Raw genomic sequence first — 19,995 nt, forward strand, 5'->3', positions numbered from 1 at the left:
GGTCCGTGCCCCTCAACGCCCCTCGAATTGCGGGGGGCGCTTTTCCAGAAAGGCCATGACGCCTTCCTGGAAATCACGGCTCTGCCCGCAGGCCCCCTGCAAACGCGCCTCGAGATCGAGCTGCGCGTCAAGCGTGTTGGACCAGCTTTCGCGGATCGCCTGACGCACACGGGCATAGGTCTGCGTCGGTCCCTTGGCGAGATGCTCCGCGCGGGCGCGCCACTGCGCGGCAAAGCCATCGTCGCTGACACATTCCCAGATCATGCCCCAGTCGCTTGCCTGCCGGGCGCTGATCGGCTCGGCGAAAAGCGCGGCCCCCATGGCCTTGGCCTGTCCCATCTGGCGCGGCAGGAACCATGTGCCCCCCGCATCGGGCACAAGGCCGATCCGCGCGAAGGCCTGAAGGAAATAGGCGCTCTCGGTGGCGATCACCACATCGGCCACCAGCGCCAGATTGGCCCCTGCCCCCGCCGCAGGCCCGTTCACCGCCGAAATGACCGGCACCGGGCAATCGGTGATGGCGCGCAGCATCGGCACGTATTCCTCGCGCAGCACCCGCTCCAGATCGAGGGTCGCCACGTTGCCGCCATCGGTCAGGTCCTGCCCCGAACAGAACGCCCGCCCGTTGCCCGTCAGCACCACGGCGCGCGCGCTGCGCCCCGCATGGGTCATCGCATCGGTGATCTCGGCGCGCATCTGCGCATTGAGGGCATTCATTTTCTCGGGCCGGTTGAGCGCGAGCACGGCAACGCCCTCGGCGATGTCGAGCGTGATGGTCTGATAATCCTTCATAAGGGCGGGCCTTTCGCTGATCCTGCGCCCTTTAGAGCGCAGCCCACGGCCAAGGCCAAGCGAAACGGCGCGTCAGTCGCGCAGAATGTCGCGCAGCCGCGCCTCTTCCTCCGCGCTGAGCCGCGCAACGGCAGGCTCCGGGGCCGTGGCGCGCCGCCGCAGGTATACCCCGGCCATGATCAGCCCCGCCCCGAACATGATCGGCCCTGCAAGCCACAAAAGCAGGTTTGTGCCGGTGGCCGTGGGGCTCAGCAGCACGTATTCGCCGTAGCGGTCCACGATATAGGCCACGGTCTCCTCGTTCGTGTCCCCCGCCACCAGCCGCTCGCGCACCAGAAGCCGCAGATCGCGCGCCAGTTCCGCGTTCGAATCGTCGATGCTCTCGTTCCGGCACACGAGGCAGCGCAGGCCCGAGGAGATATCGCGCGCGCGCGCCTCGAGTACGGGATCGTCGAGGATCTCGTCAGGCTGAACCGCAAATGCGGGGGCGGCGATCACGCAAAGCGCAAGAATGAGCCGTCTCATTCCGCAGGCACCCCTTGCGGCACCTTGCGCGCGCCCGCCGCCACCCGGAACCGGCGGTCACTGAGCGACAGGAACCCGCCAAGCGCCATCAGGATCGAGCCGCCCCAGATCCAGTTGGCCAGCGGCTTGTAATAGCTGCGCACCGCCCAGCCACCGCCCTCCTGCGGATCGCCCACGGCGATATAGATGTCGCGCAGGAAACCATTGTTCAGCGCGGCCTCGGTTGTGGGCATCTGCGCCACCGGATAAATCCGTTTTTCCGGGTGCATGGTGCCCACGACATTTCCCTCGCGCAACAGCGTGAAATTCGCCGTGGTCGAGAGGAAATTCGGGCCTTCCAACTCTTCCACCGTATCAAGCCGCAGCGTGTAGCCCGCGATATCGACGGTATCGCCCTCCCGCATCACGCGGATATCCTCGGTGGCCCATGCCATCATCGCGGCGACGCCCGCGATGGTCACGCCAAAGCCGGCATGGGCGACCGACTTGCCCCAGTCCGCGCGCGGCAGCCGGGTGAGGCGTGCCAGCCGCCCCTGCCCCCGTCCGGTACGCGACCACAGGTCGACCGCAGACCCCATCACCAGCCAAGCGGCAAGGAACAGCCCGATCGGCCCCAGCGTCGAACGCCCCGACTGCATCGCCCAGGCCAGTGCGCCGATGGCCAGCGCCAGCACGAAGGCAGGCACCAGCGGCCGCACGATCCGCCCCAGCTTGGCGCGCTTCCAGGGCAGCATCGCGCCGACCGGCAGGACGAGGCCAAGCGCCAGCATGAAGGGCGAGAAGGCCGCGTCGAAGAACGGTGCGCCGACCGACAGCTTGCGGTCAAAGGCCATCTCCGCCACCAGCGGCCAGATCGTGCCGACGAAGACCACAAAGGCCGAAACCGCCAGAAGGATGTTGTTGAGCACCAGCACCGATTCCCGGCTGACCATGGAGAACACACCCTTGGCCTGCATCGCGCCCGCGCGGACGGCAAAGAGTGTCAGCGCCCCCATCATGAAGACCGCGAGAATAGCCAGCAGAAACACGCCGCGCTCGGGGTCGGTGGCGAAGGCGTGAACGCTTGTCAGCACGCCCGAGCGGGTGATGAACGCGCCGACCATCGAGAAGCCGAAAGCGATGATCGCCATGAGTATGGTCCAGCTTTTCAGCGCCTCGCGTTTTTCCACCACAATGGCCGAGTGCAGCAACGCCGCCGCGATGAGCCAGGGCATGAACGAGGCGTTTTCCACCGGGTCCCAGAACCAGAACCCGCCCCAGCCCAGCTCGTAATAGGCCCACCACGAGCCTAGGCCGATGCCGATGGTCAGGAAAATCCATGCCGCCAGCGTCCAGGGCCGCACCCAGCGGCCCCAGGCCGCATCGACGCGGCCCTCGATGAGGGCGGCCACGGCAAAGGAGAAGGTCATCGAAAGACCGACATACCCGAGATAGAGAAACGGCGGATGAAAGGCGAGGCCGGGATCCTGCAAGAGCGGGTTGAGGTCCTGCCCGTTGAAGGGCGGCACCGCCATGCGCAGGAACGGGTTGGAGGTGAGCAGGATGAAGAGAAAGAACGCCACGCCGATCATGCCCTGAACCGCCAGCACCCGCGCCTTGAGCGTCGGCGGCAGGTTCGATCCGAACCACGCCACCGCCGCGCCAAAGAGCGCCACGATCAGCACCCAGAGCAGCATCGAGCCCTCGTGATTGCCCCAGACGCCGGTGATCTTGTAGAGCATCGGCTTGTCGGTATGGCTGTTGAGCGTCACCAGCCGCACCGAGAAATCCGAGATGACGAAGGCATAGGTCAGCGCCGCGAACGAGGCCGCCGTCAGCAGGAACTGTGCCACCGCCGCAGGCTCGGCCACGGCCATCCAGCCCTGCCATCGCTTGTGCGCGCCGATGAGCGGAATGATGGATTGAAGCACCGCCACGAGGCAGGCCAGGATGAGGGCGAAGTGACCGAGCTCTGTAATCATGCGGTGATGATAGCGCAGGCTCGCGGGCGGTCCAATCGTAATCGGTGCGCCGTGCGGATCACATTGTCGCGGCCCGCAAACGCCATTCGGCCAGCGCCGGGTTCGCCGCGGGCGCGCTCGCGGCGAGCACAGCCCCGGCATCCGCGCCCGGATCAGCCGCGCCGGGGCTGTCCGCGCGCAGCGCGCGCATCGCCGCCACGCTCTCGACCACCTGCGGCGCGCGCGCCAGCGTGGTGGCCAGCGAGCGCTGGAACTCCTGCCCCTTGGCCTGATGGCGCGCGCCGAAATAGAAGCTGACGATCGCCCCCAGAAGCCACCACAGCGGCTCGGGCACAAGCGCGAGGCCCGCCATGCGCTCGCCGAACCACAAGGGATCGACCATCGCCGCCACCATGAGCCCCAGCGTGCCAAGCGCCATCGCCGGGCGCGGCAGGCGGTTCAGCCCGTCGATGATCCGGTCGAACAGCCCGCGCTCGGTGGCGCGAAACTCTGCCGCCATCTGGTCGAGTGCGGCGCGCTGCATCTCGGCACCGCGCGCGTCCGCGGCTTCGGCATTGACGCGGAAGACCTCGGCCGTCTCGCGCACGATATTGCCGCCGCCGCCGAAAAGAATCCGCAGAATATCGCTTACCATGCCGCCACCCTCTCGCTGAATTCCGCCCCACTCAGATGAAAGCGCGGCGAGATGAATTCTTCCGCGCGCCGGATCCAGCCGCCCTTCCCCCCCGCGCGCGTGCGCGCAAACTTGCGGCTGGAGGGGCGGGTATCGGCCAGACGGAAGTAATAATTGCGCCGCGCGATCCCGTAGGCATCGGCGATATGATCGGGCGCGGCGTTTGCGGCGGCCTCTGCCGCCGCCACGGTCTGCGGCCCGATCACCCCGTCCACATCGACCGCATGGCCCATCTCGCGCAGAAGCCGTTGCAGGATGCGCACCGCGTTCGCGCCCGCATTCACCTGCATGTCAAAGACACTCGGGCGCAGCGCCTCGGGCAGGCGGGCAATCCCGGTGCGGTGGTAATATTGCTCGATGAAGATGTCGACGGCGCGCGCGCGGGTCAGCGCGCGCACATCCGCGGCGTCGGTGATCCCGTTGCCGTCAAGGTCAAGCCCGAGACGGCGCAACGTGTGGATCGTCACGCCGAAATTCGTGGCCCCGCCCGGATCGTCGGGGTCGTCGACGAAACCGCCCTCGCGGGCGACGATATCCTCGGCCAGTTGCCGGATGCTGCGCATGACTGCCACCTCTTGCCTTGTGTCGTGGCAAGAGTGGCGATGCGGCGGTTAACGGCGGATGTGCGCGGCGCGCGGTGCATGGCGGGGGCGCTGCCCCCATCGCCGCACGCGGCGATTCCCCCGGGATATTTCAGGCCAGAAGAAACCGCTCAGCTATCCTTGGGGTCCTGATAGACGCCTTGTTCCTTGAGCGCGTCGATCACCTCGCGCGGCATGTAGGTCTCATCATGCTTGGCCAGGATCTCGGTGGCGACGAAGACGCCGTCACGATAGCTGCCGGTGCCGACCATGCCCTCGTTTTCGGAGAAGAGATCGGGCAGGATGCCGCGATAGACGACCGGCACCGACGCCCCGCCATCAGTCACGACAAAACGCACCTCTTCACCCTGCCCGCGCACGATGCTGCCCGTCTCGACCAGCCCGCCGATCCGGAACACCTCGGACGGCGCGGGCGGCTCGGCCACAACCTGGCTTGGCGAGCGAAAGAAATTGATCCCGTCGCGCATCCCGTAGCCAATGAGCGCGGTCGCCGCGATCAGGGCGATGGCCGCGATGGCGATGATCTGAACGCGACGCTTTTTCTTGAGGGTTTTCATGGGGCGACCTTGCGGCGATCAGGGAAAGACGGGAGCGAGCATCAGGCCCGCCTCCTCTGTCTCAGATAACATCAGATTGGCGTTTTGCAACGCCTGCCCGCTGCTACCTTTTGTCAGGTTATCGAGCGCGGCGATGACGATGGTGCGCCCCGCGCGCCGGTCGGCCACCACGCCGATATGGCAGAAATTGCTGCCGCGAATATGGCGCGTGCTCGGGGTCTCCCCCATGGGCAAGGTGATCACGAACGGCTCGCCTGCATAGGCGGCGGCGAGCGTGTCATGAATCCGGTCCGCCGCGCCCCGCACATAGGCGGTGGCAAGGATGCCGCGATTGGCCGGAATGAGGTGCGGGGTGAACTGAATCTCCACGGGCCGCCCGGCGACGCGCGAGAATTCCTGATCGAATTCCCCCAGGTGGCGATGCGTGCCGCCCACGGAATAGGCGTGATAGCCCTCGCTGAGCTCGGCATGGAGCAGGTTTTCCTTGAGGCTGCGCCCCGCCCCCGACACGCCGCATTTCAGATCGAGGATGATCTCGTCAAGGTCGATGACCCCGGCGGCGATCAGCGGCCGCAGGATATATTGCCCCGTGGCCGCGTTGCACCCCGTCCCCGCCACCAGCCGCGCGGCGGCGATTTCCGCGCGGTAGAACTCGGTCAGGCCGTAAACCGCCTCGCGCTGCAAGTCGGGCGCGGCATGGGGGTTGCCATACCATTTCTCATACGCCGCCGGATCGCGCAGCCGGAAATCGGCCGAGAGGTCCACGATGCGCAGATCGCGCGGCAGGGCGGCGATCACCTCCTGGCTCGTCTTGTGCGGCAGGGCGCAGAAACAGAGGTCAATGCCCGAGAAATCAATCTCCTCGATGGTCACCAGATCGGGCAGGTCGAGATGGCGCAGATGCGGAAAGACCTGCCCCATGGACTGCCCCGCCTTGGAATTGGCGGCAAGCGCGGCAATCTCCATCGACGGATGGGTGGCGATGAGGCGGACAAGCTCGGCACCGGTATAGCCCGAGGCCCCGAGAATGGCGATTTTATGGGTCATCTGGTCCTCGCAGAGGATGGTTTGGCAGGGTCAGGCGGGGCGGAATGTGATCTCTCGTCGCAGAAACTGCGTCGCGCGGGAGGACACGCGCCTGGGGTCGCCCGTGGTAAGAAACATCGCATCAGAACCCGCGCCCACCTTCTCGGGGCGGCGCGCGAGGTAATCGGCAAGGCTCGCCGCCACGAGGGAGGGCTGCGAATAGACCGCCACATCGGGGCCAAGCGCGTCACGGAACACGTCCTCGACCAGCGGATAATGCGTGCAGCCCAGCACGGCGGCCTCCGGGTGCGGCATCTTGCGTTTGAGCGCGTCGACATGGGACCGCACCAGCGCCTCGGCGAGGATCATGTCGCCCTCCTCGATGGCATCGACAACGCCACCACAGGCCTGCGCCTCGACATCGACACCGATGGCGCGGAACGCAAGCTCACGCTGAAAGGCGCGGCTTGCCACCGTGGCGGGGGTGGCGAAAAGCGCCACGTTCTTCACCGCCACCTCGCGCGGGGGGGAGTTGTCGCCCCAGTGCCGCTCGGTCAGCGCCTCGATGAGCGGCACGAACACGCCCAGCACGCGCTTGCCCTCGGGCACCCAGCTTTCCTGCATCCGGCGCAGCGCGGCCGCACTTGCGGTATTGCAGGCAAGGATCACCAGATCGCACCCCTCCTCGAACAGCCGCGCCACCGCAGCCGTGGTCAGATCATAGATGTCGTCCGCGTCGCGCACCCCGTAAGGCGCGTGCGCATTGTCACCCAGATAGACAAAGGGCACCTCGGGCAGGCGTTTGTGCACCGCATCCCAGACCGTCAGGCCACCCAGCCCGCTATCGAAAATCCCAACCGCCATGAGGCCACCCGCGAAATCAGTCGAACTCGAACCCGATCTCGGAGGCCGCGACCGGATTTGGCGACAACTCATAGGTCTTTTGCCGCAGGAACGCCATGAGCGATTTGGTATCGCCCGCATAGGGCACCAGTTCGGCGCGCGGGATCGGCGCGCCGATCACCACGCGCACGGGCGTATCCACCCGCTTGCGGAATTCCTTGATCAGAAGCCCCATGCGCAACGTCACATGCAGGTGGCTCGCAAGCTGAAAGAGGCGGCTCGTGTGCCCGTCGAAAAAGACCGGCAGGACCGTGGCATTGGATTTGGCGATCATCCGCGCGGTAAAGCCGCGCCAGCCGGGATCGAGCGGGCGCGAGAAGGGCTTGGCCGCCGTGCTGACCGTGCCGCCGGGAAAGATGCCGATGGCCCCACCTTGGCCCAGATACGACAGCGCCGTCTTGCGCGTCTCGAGGTTGAGCGCCACGGCCTCCTTGGTCTCGTCGAAACTGATCGGCAGGACGACGCGCTCCAGATCGGGGGCGCGGCGGAAGATCTGATGCGCGAGGATGCGGAAATCGCCCCGCGTCCGGCTCAGGATATGGCCCATCATCAGCCCGTCGAGGATCCCGTAGGGATGATTGGCAATCAGCACCAGCGGCCCCTCGCGCGGCACCAGATCAAGGCTCCCACCGATGATATCAAGGCTGAGGCCATAGCGCTCGACGATCACCTCCCAGAAATCGCGGCCCTGCGCCACCTCATGCTCGTAGCCCGCCGCGCGCTTGATCAGGCCGATCCGCCCGGTGAGGTTCTCCATCGTGCGGATCATGGCCCGTCCGCCCTTGGTCTGGGCGGAAAAGGAATAGCTGATGTCGCGGGCGATGTGACGATCCTGGCGCATGGGCCTTCCCTCGGGCTGAGTCGCTGCCCTGTTAAATTTATGCGACACCCATGACCAGATCACATGACAATTTCATGACGGTCATTCTGCCGCACGTGCCATCTCGGGCCCGCCCGCGCGGATCACGGCCAGCAACTCCTCGCGCCGTTTCGCGGCCTTTTGCTCATTGGCCTGTTTCACCGGGCCGAAACCCTTGATCTGCATGGGCAGTTCCGCCAGCGCAATCACCGCGTCGCGGGTGCGCGCATCGAGTTTGGGCAGCACCTCGGCCATGTCGGCCTCGTATTGCTTGATCAATGCGCGCTCCATCCGGCGTTCGGGGTTGCGCGCGAAGGGATCGAGCGGCGTGCCGCGCAAGCCCTTCAGCCGCGACAGAAGGCGGAACATCCGCATCATGCCGGGGCCGTATTCGCGCTTGACGGGGCGGCCATCGGGGCCGGTTTTCGACAGGATCGGCGGGGCGAGGTGGAATTTCATCCTGAAATCGCCGCCGAACTCGGCCCGCGCCTTCGCTTCCGTCTCCAGATGCAGCCGCGCCACCTCGTATTCATCCTTGTAGGCCAAGAGCTTGTGATAGCCCTTGGCAACCGCCTCTTTCACGGCCTCATCCGTCACGCCATCGAGCAGCTTGCGATAGCGCTTGGCCAGCCGCTTGCCCTGATATTTCACAAGGTGATCGGCGCGGTAAGCGATCCGCTCTTCCAGCGTTTTCGGTTTCGCCACCACCGAAGGCGTCACCAGCCGCGCCGCCGCCTGCGGGTCATGCGCCGCCCAACGGCCCACCTCGAAGGCGCGCAGATTGGCCTCCACCGCCGCCCCGTTGAGGCGGATGGCCTCGGTAATCGCCTCAAGGCTCAGCGGCACAAGGCCCCGCTGCCAGGCCGCACCGAACACCATCATGTTGGAATAGATCGAATCTCCCATGGCGACGCGCGCCAGCTCTGATGCGTCGAAAAGCTGAACGTCCTCGCGCAGCCGCGCCTCCAGCGCCAGTGTCAGCCGCTCGGCGGGCAGGCGGAAGTCGGTGTTGCGGGTAAACTCGCCGGTGATGATCTCGTGGCTGTTGACCACGGCCCCGGTGCGCCCCTGCCGCGTGAGGCCCAGCGTCTTTGCGCCCGCGCTCACCACCAGATCGCCGCCGATAAGGGCATCGGCCTCGCCGGTGGCTACGCGGATGGCGCTGATATCGGCGGGGCTGTTGGCGATGCGGCAATGGATATGCACCGCGCCGCCCTTTTGTGCGAGCCCGGCCATTTCCATCATGCCCGCGCCCTTGCCGTCGATCTGCGCCGCCTGCGCAAGGATCGCGCCGATGGTGACAACGCCGGTGCCGCCCACGCCGGTGATCACCACGTTATGCGTGCCACGGATTTCGGGCAGCTTCGGCAGGGGCAGATCCGGCAGCGCCAGATCGGCGCTGGCCTCGCGGCGGATTTGCGCGCCCTCCAGCGTCACGAAAGAGGGGCAGAACCCCTTGAGGCAGGAAAAATCCTTGTTGCAGCTTGACTGATCAATCGCCCGCTTGCGGCCCAGTTCCGTCTCCACCGGCACGATCGAGACGCAATTCGACTGCACCCCGCAATCGCCGCATCCCTCGCAGACATCCGTATTGATGAACACGCGACGATCCGGGTCGGGGAATTTGCCGCGCTTGCGGCGGCGGCGCTTCTCGGCGGCGCAGGTCTGGATATAGAGGATGACACTGACGCCCTTGATCTCGGTGCAGCGGTCCTGCACGCGCGGCAGGTCTGCCCGCTCGGAAAACTCCAACCCGGAGGGGAAGCCGTCGCGCGCCACCTCTTCCTTTTCGTCGTAGACCACAAAAATATGGGCCACCCCCATCGCGCGCAATTCCTGCGCGATGCGCTGCGGGCTGAGGCCGCCCTCATTGGGCTGCCCGCCGGTCATGGCGACGGCATCGTTATAGAGAATCTTGTAGGTGATCGTGGTATTCGCCGCCAAAGCCGCGCGAATGGCGAGGATACCCGAGTGGTTATAGGTCCCGTCGCCGAGGTTCTGGAAAACATGGCCGCGCGTGGAAAACGGCGCCTCGCCGATCCAGTTGGCCCCCTCGCCGCCCATATGGGTGTAGCCGCTGGTGCCGCGATCCATCCAGAGCGCCATGATGTGACAGCCGATCCCCGCATAGGCGCGGCTGCCCTCAGGCAGCTTGGTGGAGGTGTTGTGCGGACAGCCTGAGCAGAAATAGGGCAGACGGCTGGCGATTTCCTCGGCATTGTCGCCCTTCTTCGCCTCGTTGATCTCGGCCATACCGGCCTTGATCCGGTCGGTGCCGCGCCCCTCCTCGATCAGGATCGCGCCCAGCTTTTCCGCGATCCAGACCGGATCGAGCGCATAGCGCGTCGGGAAAAGCTCCTCGCGGTGCATGCCGCCCGCGCCGCCCTTGTACCAGCCATAGACGCGCCGCCCGCGGCGGTCATCGAATATCGCTTCCTTGATCTGCACCTCGATCAGCTTGCGCTTTTCCTCGACCACGACGATCAGCTCCAGCCCCTCGGCCCAGTCGTGAAACCCCTTCATGTCCATCGGGAATGTCTGGCCCACCTTGTAGGTGGTGATCCCCAGCCGCGCGCATTCCGCCTCGTCGATCCCCAGAAGCGACAGCGCATGCACGAGGTCCAGCCAGTTCTTGCCCGCTGCCACGAACCCGATCTTCGCGCCCGCCTTGCCATGCATCCGCCGGTCCATGCCATTGGCATGGGAAAACGCCTCGGCGGCAAAGCGCTTGTGGTCGATCATCCGTGCCTCCTGCGCGATCCAGTGATCGTTCAGACGGATGTTGAGGCCCCCCTCGGGCATGTCGATCTCGGGCAGGACGAACTGCATCCGGTCGGGGCGGCCATCCACGACGCTTGTGACCTCGACCGTGTCCTTCATCGTCTTGAGACCGGCCCAGACGCCTGCGAAGCGCGACAGCGCAAAGCCGTAAAGCCCGAAATCAAGGATTTCCTGCACGCCCGCGGGCGACAGCACCGGCATATAGGCATCGACCAGCGCCCAGTCGGATTGGTGGCACACGGTCGAGCTTTCGCCGGTGTGGTCATCGCCCATGGCCATCAGCACGCCCCCGTAGGGCGAAGTGCCTGCCATGTTGGCATGGCGCATCACATCGCCCGAACGGTCCACCCCCGGCCCCTTGCCATACCAGAGGCCGAAAACGCCGTCATGCGTGCCCTCGCCGCGCAGTTCCGCCTGTTGCGTGCCCCAGAGCGCGGTGGCGGCCAGATCCTCGTTCAGCCCTTCCTGAAACCGGATGTCGGACGCGGTCAGCACCTTTTCCGCGCGCCGCATCTGCAAATCCACCGCCCCCAGAGGCGAGCCGCGATAGCCCGTGACATAGCCTGCGGTGTTCAGCCCCGCCGCCCGATCACGCGCCTTCTGCATCAGCATCAGCCGCACGAGCGCCTGCGTGCCGTTGAGAAGAACCGGCGACTTCTCCAGATCGAACCGGTCGGTGAGCGATACCTTCTGCGTGGTCATGTCGTGCCTCCCTGTTCTGAGACATATGCCCCAGTATAGGGCCATAATAGGTCATAATTTATGACCTACAAAGCGCAAAATCATAAAAAAATCGTGCTCTTGCTATCGCCGATGCGGGATTTCCTGCTATTGCGTCAAGGGCGGCGCAGATTTTCAGGTATTAGCTCATGGACTGGGACAAGCTCAGAATCTTTCACGCAGTGGCCGATGCGGGCAGTCTCACCCATGCGGGCGATGCGCTGCACCTGTCACAATCGGCGGTTTCGCGCCAAATCCGCGCGCTGGAGGACTCGCTCAACACCACGCTGTTTCACCGCCACGCGCGCGGTCTGATTCTCACCGAACAGGGCGAATTGCTGTTTGACGCCACCCGCGCGATGATGAAACGCCTCGACGCCGCCACCGCGCGTATCCGCGACAGCGAGGAAGAGGTGTTCGGCGAGTTGCGCGTGACCACCACCACCGGATTCGGCACGCTGTGGATGGTGCCGCGCCTGCCCAAGCTCTATGCGAAATATCCCGATCTCAAGATCGACCTCATGCTTGAGGAGCGCGTGCTTGACCTGCCCATGCGCGAGGCGGATGTGGCCATCCGCATGAAGGAGCCGTCTCAGGCGGACCTTATCCGCAAGCGGCTGATGAGCGTGCATATGTGCCTCTTTGCCAGCCGGTCCTATGTGGACTCCCATGGCGCGCCCGACACGCCAGAGGCGCTTTCGGCGCATCGGCTGATCTGCCAGAACCCGCGCTCGGCCCAGGTGGGTGCCGGGGCCACGCTTGTTAGCGAGTTGATGACAAACGACATTTCCTCGCTGCTGACCGTCAACAACTATTTCGGCGTGCTTCAGGGGGTGCTCAACGATCTCGGCATCGGCGTGCTGCCCGATTACCTGTCGCACGACTTTCCCCAACTGGTGCGCGTCCTGCCGGATGTCTCCTCGAGCGAGGTGCCGGTCTTTCTCGCCTATCCGGAGGAATTGCGCCAGTCCAAGCGCGTCTCGGTGTTCCGGGATTTCGTGCAGGACGAAATCGTGATCTACCGTCGCACCCTGAAAGTCTGACGCAGCTTTGCGCATCCTGCCCGCCAGGGCGGCACTTCGAAAATAAGCCATGCGCCAAGATCATATCGGCCATGCTGCACCTGCGGCATTATTTTCCTTGATCGGGCGGGATGCCGGTTTTATTTGCAGGTCATGGATTTGATGGCGCTCGCGCGATCACTTTCATACCTCCCTGTTGGACTTCGGCCGAGCTTAGTGCTCGGCCTTTTTTTCGCTGCCGCGATTCCGGGCAGGGCTGCCCTCAATCCCACCACGGCCCGTGATGCCGCCCCGCCTGCCCCAACCGCTCGAACCCGTGATGTCCGAACCGGTCGCGCTGCGCCTGGATGAGCGCGGCCGTGCCATGCCCGCGCCGCATCGTGTCATACCAGGCCAATGCCCCCGAGAGCGCGGGCACCGCGTGGCCAGCATGGACCGCTTCGGCCACCACCTGCCGCAGCGCGGGCAACCGCAAGGTCAGGTCGCGGGCGATGCCGGGCACAAGGATCAATTCGCCGCGCGGCGCGCCCGCGCCAAAGGCATCGGCGATGGTGTCGAGCATGTCGGCACGGATGATGCAGCCCGCCCGCCAGATCCGCGCGATCTGTGCCGGATCGAGCGCCCAGCCATAGTCATTGGACGCCGCCGCCATGACGCGGAACCCCTGCGCGTAGGCCAGCATCCTGGCCGCGAGAAACGCCTCGGCCAGAACCTCGGGGCTGGCGATGATCGCCCCGACCGCGCCGCCCAGCACCGTCTCGGCTTGCTGCCGCGTCTCCTTTTCCGAGGACCAGCCGCGCGCCCCCACGGCGGCCTCGATCACGCTGGCCGACTGGCCCAGCCGCAGCGCCTCGATCACCGTCCAGCGCCCGGTGCCCTTCTGCCCGGCGGCGTCCTTGATGACATCCACCACCGGGTGCCCGGTCTCGGGGTCGCGCGCGGCCAGCACCTCGGCGGTGATCCCGACAAGGTAGGATCGCAGCGGCCCCGCGTTCCAGTCTGCGAAAATCGCCGCGATATCTGGCGGCGAGAGCGCGGCACCGTTGCGCAGAAGGCCGTAAATCTCGGCGATGATCTGCATGTCGGCATATTCGATGCCATTATGCACCGTCTTGACGAAATGCCCCGCCCCGTCGGGGCCAAGATGCGCGACGCAAGGCACGCCCTCGTGCCGCGCAGCGATGGCGGTCAGGATCGGTTCGAGCGCGGCCCACGCCCCGGCGCTGCCGCCCATCATCATCGAGGGGCCGTGCCGCGCGCCCGCCTCGCCGCCCGAGACGCCGAGACCGACAAAATGCAGACCGGTCGCCGACAGCGCCCCGGCGCGGCGGCGGGTGTCGTGGAAATCGGCATTGCCCCCGTCGATCACGATATCGCCGGGCTCCAGAAGCGGCGTGATCTGCGCCAGCATCGCATCCACCGGCGCACCCGAGGGGATCATCAGGAGGATGACACGGGGCACCCCCAGCGCCGCGACAAACTCCGCCAGCCGTTCGCGGGGGTGTAATCGCGCCGCCAGATCGCCCGCCTCCTCGATGAAGGGTGAAATCCACTCCACCTCGCGGTTGGTGACGGCTACATCAAAGCCGTGCTCTGCCAGGTTCAACGCCAGCGCGCTGCCCATGGTGCCCAGCCCGTAGATCCCAATCTGTGCCATGCGCCCCCCTGCTACCGCTAACACCGCCGGATCAGGCTACGCCCGTGCGCGGCGCGAATGCAAGCGCCGACGGGACCCTCGGGTCAGGCCCGAGGGTGACGGAGGTAACCGACGACGTCATCCTCCGGCTTGACCGGAGGATCTCCCGTCACGACGGCCGCCGCCTCAGACCCCCAGACACCAGCGCATCACGGCCTTTTGCGCGTGCAGGCGGTTTTCGGCCTCATCGAAAATGACCGATTGCGGGCCGTCCATCACCTCCGATGTCACCTCCTCGCCGCGATGCGCGGGCAGGCAGTGCATGAAGAGCGCATCGGGCTTGGCCGCCGCCATCAGACGCGGATCCACCTGATAGGGCCGCAGCATGTTGTGGCGGCGCTCCTTGGTGGACTGGCTGTCATGCATCGACACCCAGGTGTCGGTGACGATCAGATCGGCCCCCTCGACGGCCTTCAGCGGGTCGCGCTCGATGATGATGCTGCGACCGGCCTTGCGCGCGAGGCCGATGAACTCGGCTTCGGGGTCGAGCTGCACCGGGCCGGTGAAGGTCAGATCGAAGCCGAATTGCGCCGCGGCATGCAGAAGCGAGGCGCAGACATTGTTGCCGTCGCCCGACCACACCACCTTGCGCCCTGCGATGGGGCCGCGATGTTCCTCGTAGGTCATCACATCGGCCATGATCTGGCAGGGATGGGTGCGATCGGTCAGACCGTTGATCACCGGCACGTCCGAATGCTCGGCCATTTCCAGCAACACGGATTCGTCGAAGGTGCGGATCATGATCAGATCGACATAGCGCGACAGCACCCGGGCGGTATCGGCGATGGTCTCGCCATGGCCCAACTGCATGTCGGTGCCCGACAGCACCATGGTCTGGCCGCCCATCTGCCGCACGCCCACGTCGAAGGAAACGCGCGTGCGCGTCGAGGGCTTCTCGAAGATGAGCGCCACCATGTGACCGCCAAGCGGCTGCTCGTCATCGGGCGCGCCGCGCGGGCGGCCGTGGCGCGCGTCCTTCATGGTGCGGGCGCTGTCGATGATGCCGCGCAGGTCATCGGCGGGGGTTGTATGGATATCGAGGAAATGGGTCATGATGCGGTTCGCTTGTGTCTTGGGGCGCATGGGGGGGCCAGCCCCCGCACCCCCGGGATATTTGAGGCCAGAAGAAACTCAGGCCGTTTGCAATGCAGTGGCGGCGGCATCGAGGCGGGTGAGCGCCTCGGAAATCTCCGCATCCGTGATGTTGAGCGGCGGCAAGAGGCGCAGCACGTTGTCGGCGGCAGGGACCGTGGCGAGCAGCGCGTCATAGCCGGCCTGCACCACGTCCGAATTGGGCACACGGCACTTGAGGCCGAGCATGAGGCCCATGCCGCGCACCTCCTCGAAGACCGAAGGGTGCGCCGCCACCAGCCCTTCGAGGCGCTGACGCAGAAGGGCCGCCTTGCGGTTCACCTCGGCCAGAAATTCCGGCTCGGCGATATGCGCCATCACCGCGCAGCCCACGGCGCAAGCCAGCGGGTTGCCGCCATAGGTGGAGCCATGCGTGCCCGCGCCCATGGCCGCTGCTGCCCGCTCGGTGGCGAGCACCGCGCCCAGGGGAAAACCGCCGCCGATACCCTTGGCGACCATCATGATATCGGGGGTGATCCCCGCCCATTCATGGGCGAAGAGCCGCCCCGTGCGCCCCATCCCGCATTGCACCTCGTCGAGGATCAAGAGCAGGCCCTTCTCGTCGCAGAGCGCGCGCAGCCCCTTGAGGCACTGGTCGGGCAACGGACGGATACCGCCCTCGCCCTGCACCGGCTCGATCAGGATGGCACCTACGGTTTCGTCTATCGCGGCGTGGAGAGCGTCGTGATCGCCCCAGGGCAGGTGTTTGAAGCCGGGCAAGAGAGGGCCGAAACCCTTGGTCATCTTCTCCGATCCGGCCGCCGCGATGGCCGCCGAAGAGCGGCCGTGAAAGGCGCCCTCGAAGGTCAGGATCGTGGTGCGCTCGGGCTGGCCCGCGTCATGGAAATGCTTGCGCGCCATCTTGATGGCCAACTCACAAGCCTCGGTGCCGGAATTGGTGAAAAAGACCGTATCGGCGAATGTCGCCTCGACCAGCCGGTCGGCAAGGTCCTGCTGCGCCGGGATGTGATAGAGGTTCGAGGTGTGCCAGAGCTTGCCCGCCTGCGCGGTCAGCGCCGCCACCAGATCGGGATGCGCATGGCCGAGCGCATTGACCGCGATCCCCGCGCCCAGATCGAGAAAGCGTCGTCCGTCCGCCTCGATAAGCCAGACCCCCTCGCCCTTGACGAAGGAGAGCGGCGCGCGGTTATAGGTGGGCAGGATCGACGGGATCATGGCAAGGTCCTTTGAGGAACATAAGGCCCCTTGAGTGCCGCATGGGCGGGGGCAAGTCAACGTTTCGGGGAGTTGGCGCAAGCGCGCCGGGGATCACAGCAAAGACGGAACGTCAGGCGCGGATGCGTCGGCGTCGGGTCCCGGCATATGCGAAGGTCGTGATCATGGCGTCGGCTTTAGCCGGTTTCCTGCCCCTGGGGAAGCGGAATCTCGCGGCTGCGCACCGTGCCAAGTCGTGGATGCAGCCGCCCGGCCAGATGCGCGCAGGCCAGAAGTCCCGCCCCCGCCACCGCGAACACCCCCGAGAGCGGGGCGGCGAGCAGCACGATCCAGGCCACCCCCGGCGTCACGATCCCCGAGACATCGCGGAAACTGGCATAGATCGCCGACATCTCGGTGCGCTCCGAGGGCTTGACCGCCAAGAGAAACGGCAGCCCCGCCGAGATGTCGAGCAGCACCAGAAAGACCGAGGCGAGCGCCAGCGCCGCCACTGCGGCCACCGTCCCCGATGGCCAGGTGCCCATCAGGGCCGCGACGAGAAAGAGCGCGCCCGCCACGCTGAAGCCGGTGCGCACCGCCTGCCGGATCGAGCGGCGCTGCATCCAGGCCAGCATCAGCGGCGTGGCAAACAGCATCCCGTTCGAGGCCGACAGCAACATCCCGCCAAGGGATTCGCCCAAGCCCCGCTCCAGCGCGAAAATCGGCAGGTAGACCACATAGACCCACCAGCCGCAGGAGCGCACCACCGCGAATATCCAGCCCGCCACAAGGCGCGGCTGCGCGGCGAAGCGCGGCAGCCAGGCCAGCGGATTGGGGGCAGGCCCCCGCGCACGGGTGATGAGCCGCCCGTTGCCCATCCGCTGCCAGAGGAACACGCCCAGCATGGTGAGCGCGGCCAGCGCCGCGATGGCAAAGGGCAAGGGCCGCCAGACATCGAGCAGCACGACGCCCAGCCACGGCCCCACCGTCCAGCCGAAGGCACCGAAGAACATGCGCGAGGTCTCGCACCGGCCCAGATCGGACTTGGCGATATGATCGAGCACATAGGCGTTGAAACACACAAAGATCGTCACCGTCGCCGCCGTCACCAGCGCCAGCGCCGCGACCATCGCCACCGGACCGCCAAGCGCGCCAAGCCCCGCGCCGGCGGCGAACATCACGCAGCCACCCGCATAGACCCGGCGGCGCGGCACGAAGCGCGTGACATAGGGCACCATCAGCCCGGTGCCAAGCGACAGCAGCCCGACGAGGAAATAGATCTCCGACACCCGCGTCGCGGCCCCGAGCGCGCGATAGATCTCGAGCGGCATGACCGAGATGAGAATGCCGCGCGCCATCGCCTCGAACCCCGCCAGAAAGCCGAAACCGCGCACCGAAGGGGTGGGCGGATGGCGCAGCCAGTCTGGGACGGAACGCGGTTGCATGGGCTCTCCTCTGCCCCCGGCTTGGCACGGGCCGCGCGCGCGGGCTTGGCAGGGCGCGACGCGATGTCGTTTTCGGGGCACGGCGCACGAAATCTTGTCGCATGGCGAGCACGTTTCCCGCTTGCGGGGGCGGCGGCGCTGACGCATGGATCGGCCATGTTCACGCCGCGCGCCCCCAATCCCGGCCTCGCCGCCCTGCTCACGCTTCTGGCCGCCGCGCTGCTGGCGGGCACGACGCTGCTGGCCAAGGCGCTCGGGACCGGCGCGCTTGGCCCCGCGCTCAGCCCGTTCCAGATCAGCCACGGACGTTTTCTCTTTGCCTTTCTCGCCATCGCTACCATGACGGCGGTGATCCGGCCCCGCCTCACGCAGCCGGACCTCGCCACCCATGCCAAGCGCTCGGCCCTTGGCTGGGGCGGGGTCACGCTGATGTTTGCGGCCGCCGCCTTCATTCCGCTGTCGGACGCCACCGCGATCAGCTTTCTCAACCCGGTTTTCGGCATGATGCTGGCCATCCCGCTTCTGGGCGAGAAGGTCGGGCCGGTGCGGTGGGGCGCGGCGGCGACCGCACTTGTCGGCGCGGCAATCCTGATGCGCCCCGGTTCGGGCGTCATCGAGACCGGCGCATTACTGGCGCTTGGCGCGGCGGTCTGTCTGGGGGGCGAGCTTATCTTCATCAAGCGGCTCGCGGGGCGCGAGGGGCCGTGGCAGATCCTGCTGGTCAACAACGCGATCGGCCTTGTCCTCGCCACGCTCGCCGTGATCTGGGTCTGGGCCGCACCCACGCCCGCGCAATGGGCGGCGCTGGTGGCACTCGGGCTGCTGATGGCGCTGGCGCAGACCGCCTTTGTCAATGCCATGGCGCGGGGCGATGCGAGCTTTGTCGCACCGTTCTTCTATACCGCGCTGATCTTTGCGGCGCTTTATGACGGGATCTTTTTCGGGGTCTGGCCCGATGCGGTCTCGATCCTCGGCGCCGCGGTCATCCTCACCGGGGCGGGCGTGCTTTTGTGGCGTGAGGGGCGGCGACGGGTGCCCGCGCCCCGAGGCCCTGCATGACTGCACACCCGGCTTCTCGCCTGCGCACGGCGCTCACGTTCTGGTGAACGCGGCGGCGGTTACATTCCACCTCGAAGCGCAATAACTAACATGGCAACGCAACCAAAGGAGGCGCTGATGACTGCCGAATACAAGACCGATCTGCCGCAAGTGAGCGACGACGCCGCCACGGGCAAGGCCAAGGACCTGCTTGACGGCGCGCGCGCCAAGCTGGGCTTCGTGCCCAACATGTATCGCGGCATGGCCAACAATCCGGGCCTGCTGAGCACCTATCTGCACGGCTATGCCCATTTCCGCGAGCAGGCCAATTTCACCCCGCCGGAACAGGAGGTCGTATTCCTGACCATTTCCGAGGGCAATGGCTGTGACTATTGCACCGCGGCGCATTCGATGCTGGCCATCCATGTCTCGAAACTCTCGGAGGCGCATACGCAGGCTCTGCGCGATGGCAAGCCGCTCAGTGACGCGAAACTCGAGGCGCTGCGCAAATTCACCCACCACATGTGGGAGACGCGCGGCCTGCCAACCAAGGCCGAGGCCGAGGCGTTCAAGGCCGCAGGCTACAGCGACATGCACATCCTCGAGATCATTCTCGCGCTGGCGGTCAAGACCATCTCGAACTATGCCAACCACGTCAACCACACCGAGCTTGACGCCAAATTCGCGCCCTTCGCGGTTGGCAAATCGGTCGAACCGGCCTGAGAGGCCTAACCTTTGCGCCCCTGCCCTGCGGGGGCGCAGAACATCTCGTAGAGCACTTCGAGAAGCCGGAGCGCGCGCGGATCGGCAAGGCTGTAATACACGGTCTTTCCGTCGCGCCGCGTCCGCACAAGCCCCTCATGGCGCAGCCGCGCCAGTTGCTGTGACACCGCAGCCTGACGCGCGCCGAGCAACTCTTCAAGCTCACCCACGGACCGCTCGCCCGGCACCAGATGGCACAGCATCATCAGCCGCCCCTCATGCGAAAGAGCGCGCAGGAAATCCGCGGCTTTTTCCGCGCTGTCCTGCATCTGGGCCATGTCGGTCTCGGTGATATCGGGCAAGGTCATCGTCCAGCCATCCTTTTGCGCCGATTTTAAGGCTTTCGG

18 protein-coding genes are annotated in these 19,995 nt (G+C 66.1%); 3 read left to right on the plus strand and 15 right to left on the minus strand.

Annotation, left to right across the window (positions count from 1 at the left end):
- Window positions 1-12: 12 nt before the first annotated feature.
- The 10 genes from ABIE57_RS01155 to ABIE57_RS01200 form a co-directional block, all read right to left on the minus strand.
- On the minus strand, window positions 13-792 hold the full coding sequence (locus ABIE57_RS01155) for an enoyl-CoA hydratase-related protein (protein WP_354537143.1): 780 nt from the start codon (window positions 790-792) through the stop codon (window positions 13-15).
- 72 nt (window positions 793-864) lie between these two features.
- Window positions 865-1,317, minus strand: a complete 453-nt coding sequence (locus tag ABIE57_RS01160; RefSeq protein WP_354537144.1) for a cytochrome c-type biogenesis protein — start codon at window positions 1,315-1,317, stop codon at window positions 865-867.
- A complete protein-coding gene (locus tag ABIE57_RS01165; protein WP_354537145.1) occupies window positions 1,314-3,278 on the minus strand; it encodes a heme lyase CcmF/NrfE family subunit in 1,965 nt (654 codons plus the stop codon). Before ABIE57_RS01165 ends, ABIE57_RS01160 begins: the two co-directional genes overlap by 4 nt.
- A gap of 58 nt (window positions 3,279-3,336) precedes the next feature.
- A complete protein-coding gene (locus ABIE57_RS01170) occupies window positions 3,337-3,912 on the minus strand; it encodes a holin family protein (RefSeq protein ID WP_354537146.1) in 576 nt (191 codons plus the stop codon).
- On the minus strand, window positions 3,906-4,514 hold the full coding sequence (locus ABIE57_RS01175) for a holin-associated N-acetylmuramidase (protein ID WP_354537147.1): 609 nt from the start codon (window positions 4,512-4,514) through the stop codon (window positions 3,906-3,908). Before ABIE57_RS01175 ends, ABIE57_RS01170 begins: the two co-directional genes overlap by 7 nt.
- 149 nt (window positions 4,515-4,663) lie before the next feature.
- Window positions 4,664-5,110 (minus strand): cytochrome c maturation protein CcmE, encoded by a 447-nt coding sequence (gene ccmE, locus ABIE57_RS01180; protein ID WP_354537148.1) that lies wholly within the window; start codon window positions 5,108-5,110, stop codon window positions 4,664-4,666.
- Between the two features lie 18 nt (window positions 5,111-5,128).
- On the minus strand, window positions 5,129-6,157 hold the full coding sequence (argC, locus tag ABIE57_RS01185) for an N-acetyl-gamma-glutamyl-phosphate reductase (protein ID WP_354537149.1): 1,029 nt from the start codon (window positions 6,155-6,157) through the stop codon (window positions 5,129-5,131).
- Window positions 6,158-6,187: 30 nt separating this feature from the next.
- The gene (locus ABIE57_RS01190; protein WP_354537150.1) at window positions 6,188-7,000 is read right to left on the minus strand and encodes a glutamate racemase; all 813 of its coding nucleotides are present in this window, start codon (window positions 6,998-7,000) and stop codon (window positions 6,188-6,190) included.
- Between the two features lie 16 nt (window positions 7,001-7,016).
- Window positions 7,017-7,880: a lysophospholipid acyltransferase family protein gene (locus tag ABIE57_RS01195; RefSeq protein WP_354537151.1), complete on the minus strand. Its 864-nt coding sequence runs from the start codon at window positions 7,878-7,880 to the stop codon at window positions 7,017-7,019.
- 81 nt (window positions 7,881-7,961) lie between these two features.
- Window positions 7,962-11,381, minus strand: a complete 3,420-nt coding sequence (locus ABIE57_RS01200) for an indolepyruvate ferredoxin oxidoreductase family protein (protein WP_354537152.1) — start codon at window positions 11,379-11,381, stop codon at window positions 7,962-7,964.
- Window positions 11,382-11,548: 167 nt separating this feature from the next.
- On the opposite strand from ABIE57_RS01200, the gene ABIE57_RS01205 reads away from it, so the two are divergent.
- On the plus strand, window positions 11,549-12,442 hold the full coding sequence (locus tag ABIE57_RS01205; protein ID WP_354537153.1) for a LysR family transcriptional regulator: 894 nt from the start codon (window positions 11,549-11,551) through the stop codon (window positions 12,440-12,442).
- A gap of 241 nt (window positions 12,443-12,683) precedes the next feature.
- Here ABIE57_RS01205 and gnd read toward each other — a convergent pair whose 3' ends face one another.
- The 4 genes from gnd to ABIE57_RS01225 form a co-directional block, all read right to left on the minus strand.
- Window positions 12,684-14,078, minus strand: a complete 1,395-nt coding sequence (gnd, locus tag ABIE57_RS01210) for an NADP-dependent phosphogluconate dehydrogenase (protein WP_354537154.1) — start codon at window positions 14,076-14,078, stop codon at window positions 12,684-12,686.
- A gap of 165 nt (window positions 14,079-14,243) precedes the next feature.
- A complete protein-coding gene (gene argF, locus ABIE57_RS01215) occupies window positions 14,244-15,170 on the minus strand; it encodes an ornithine carbamoyltransferase (protein WP_354537155.1) in 927 nt (308 codons plus the stop codon).
- A 78-nt stretch (window positions 15,171-15,248) separates the two neighbouring features.
- On the minus strand, window positions 15,249-16,424 hold the full coding sequence (locus tag ABIE57_RS01220) for an aspartate aminotransferase family protein (RefSeq protein WP_354537156.1): 1,176 nt from the start codon (window positions 16,422-16,424) through the stop codon (window positions 15,249-15,251).
- Between the two features lie 176 nt (window positions 16,425-16,600).
- Window positions 16,601-17,848 carry an MFS transporter gene (locus tag ABIE57_RS01225; protein ID WP_354537157.1) on the minus strand — a complete coding sequence of 416 codons (1,248 nt, stop codon included), beginning with the start codon at window positions 17,846-17,848 and terminating at the stop codon, window positions 16,601-16,603.
- A gap of 156 nt (window positions 17,849-18,004) precedes the next feature.
- On the opposite strand from ABIE57_RS01225, the gene ABIE57_RS01230 reads away from it, so the two are divergent.
- Window positions 18,005-18,907 (plus strand): DMT family transporter, encoded by a 903-nt coding sequence (locus ABIE57_RS01230; RefSeq protein ID WP_354537158.1) that lies wholly within the window; start codon window positions 18,005-18,007, stop codon window positions 18,905-18,907.
- Window positions 18,908-19,024: 117 nt separating this feature from the next.
- Window positions 19,025-19,609 carry a carboxymuconolactone decarboxylase family protein gene (locus ABIE57_RS01235; RefSeq protein ID WP_354537159.1) on the plus strand — a complete coding sequence of 195 codons (585 nt, stop codon included), beginning with the start codon at window positions 19,025-19,027 and terminating at the stop codon, window positions 19,607-19,609.
- A 5-nt stretch (window positions 19,610-19,614) separates the two neighbouring features.
- Here ABIE57_RS01235 and ABIE57_RS01240 read toward each other — a convergent pair whose 3' ends face one another.
- On the minus strand, window positions 19,615-19,956 hold the full coding sequence (locus ABIE57_RS01240; RefSeq protein WP_354537160.1) for an ArsR/SmtB family transcription factor: 342 nt from the start codon (window positions 19,954-19,956) through the stop codon (window positions 19,615-19,617).
- Window positions 19,957-19,995 lie beyond the last annotated feature (39 nt).

It is taken from the genome of Roseovarius sp. MBR-6 (assembly GCF_040547525.1).
In the GTDB taxonomy this organism is placed as follows: domain Bacteria; phylum Pseudomonadota; class Alphaproteobacteria; order Rhodobacterales; family Rhodobacteraceae; genus Roseovarius.